Source organism: Sulfitobacter sp. HI0129, assembly GCF_001635395.1.
Lineage (GTDB): Bacteria > Pseudomonadota > Alphaproteobacteria > Rhodobacterales > Rhodobacteraceae > Sulfitobacter.
Window position 1 is genome coordinate 1 of sequence record NZ_LWGH01000870.1, and the last position, 1,759, is coordinate 1,759.

Sequence of the window (1,759 nt, forward strand, 5' to 3'; positions counted from 1 at the left end):
AAACCACCTTCGAAGGGCCCGATGCGGTGGTGATCCGGTCCTGAACCTCACCGGTTTCGCGGTCGATGACCGAGACATAGCCTTCGCCCCGGATTGCCGCCCAGACCGTTTTGCCATCCGGCGACACGAATGCCTCATGCGGGGAACGGCCGACATAGGCGGTGGTCTGAACCTTGTTCGTCGCCGGATCGAGAACTTGTACCGCGTTGGACGAAACACTGACCACGCTCACCGCACTGCCGTCGCGGGCAAAGCCCAGACCATGCACGTTCTCTTCGTGCTGATCGACGGGGGCCATGTTCTTTTCGATCCGCTGTGCGCCAAGCGTGATGGTGCCCAGCACCTTTTCTTCTGCCGGGCTGATCACGGTGACGGTGTTGGAACTCTGATCGGCGGTATAGACCCGGTCCCCCGCCGCGATAGCCTGTGCGCCGGGCAAGGCGGGTGCCTGCCGCGCGGTAACTGTATCGACCGCGATCGGGATCACGACCGGCTTGCCATCGACCATCACGGGCGTGTCGATGTCGGTCGTTCCCTCGCCAAATTCATAAACCCGCGCGACACCGCTATCGGTGTGCAGCATCACGAAGAGCTTGTCACCGGCGGCAACGGGGGCACCAATCGGCACGGTAACGTGTTCCACCCCTTCGGGCACATAGGCGTTGCCGATCGATTGCGGCACAACGGGTCCGCCACCTTCGGCAACCGCGTGTACGACGACAAAGCCCGAACCGTTCAGGCCCGTTACATCGACCGACAGGGTCCCGGCCTCAACCGAGGGGTTCGTGACACTGACCTGCTGCGCCTGAACGGTCGCTGTCTGCGCGGCAACGGCCAGCGCGGCGAGCGCCGCAAATCGGCATGACTGATGAACTTTATTACTTGGCATTAAATCCTCCTTTATGAGCGCGCCTTTCGCGCCCTTGGAAGAACAACGGCGCGCAGGGTGCGTTTATTCCGCAGGGTCAGGTCACGAGATCGAGAGCCGGGAGAGAGCGCGGGCCCGGGCTCCGGCCCCTTCCGGGCGGCCGATATTTTTTTCCGACACGTGGGAATAAAATGCGCCCCCGGCACGTCACTCAGTCATGAAGCCGCTGCATACCGTGGAATGCAACGGTTCCGAACCCCGGGAGGAAAGACATGAAAATGATAGAGAACGTAAAGCGGCGCCACTTCCTGATCGGCTCCGCCGGCACGATGGCCGCCGCTGCCGTCGGCATGCCCGCAGGCGCGCAGGACAGCGACAACCCGCTACCGGACTACGTATCCTGGAAGGACGCGGAGGACGTGATTGTCCATTCCAAGCAGACACTGGAAACGAAACGCGCCGCGCAGGGCTCTGAACTGATCACCCCCAGTACCGAGCTTTACATCCGCAACAACCTGCCCGCTCCTTCCGACGATATCGTGGCAAATCGCGACGCATGGGAGATCGAGATCGACGGCGTCGCCAATCCCGGAACGATGACCGTGGGCGACATGAAGACGCTCGCCGTTGAAACGGTGGTCTGCGTGCTGCAATGTTCGGGCAACGGTCGTGCCTTCTTTGACCATGAAACCAGCGGCACGCAGTGGTCGGTGGGTGCTGCCGGCAATGTCGTCTGGACAGGCGTACCAGTGCGCGCGGTGATCGACGCGATGGGCGGGGCCGCCGAGGGGGCGAACTTCCTCACCGGCACGGGGGGCGAAGAAATCCCCGAGGGCGTCCCGAAAGAGACGATCCAGGTCGAACGTTCGGTGCCCATGGCCGCGATGGATC

Annotated in this window: 2 protein-coding genes; one reads left to right on the plus strand and one right to left on the minus strand. The window is 62.6% G+C overall.

Annotated elements, in window-relative coordinates:
- The coding region (locus A3764_RS20380) for a YncE family protein (protein ID WP_150122337.1) at positions 1 to 889 on the minus strand (889 nt) is incomplete at its 3' end.
- A gap of 251 nt (positions 890 to 1,140) precedes the next feature.
- On the opposite strand from A3764_RS20380, the gene A3764_RS20385 reads away from it, so the two are divergent.
- A partial coding sequence (locus A3764_RS20385; protein WP_150122338.1) for a molybdopterin-dependent oxidoreductase occupies positions 1,141 to 1,759 on the plus strand: 619 nt, incomplete at its 3' end.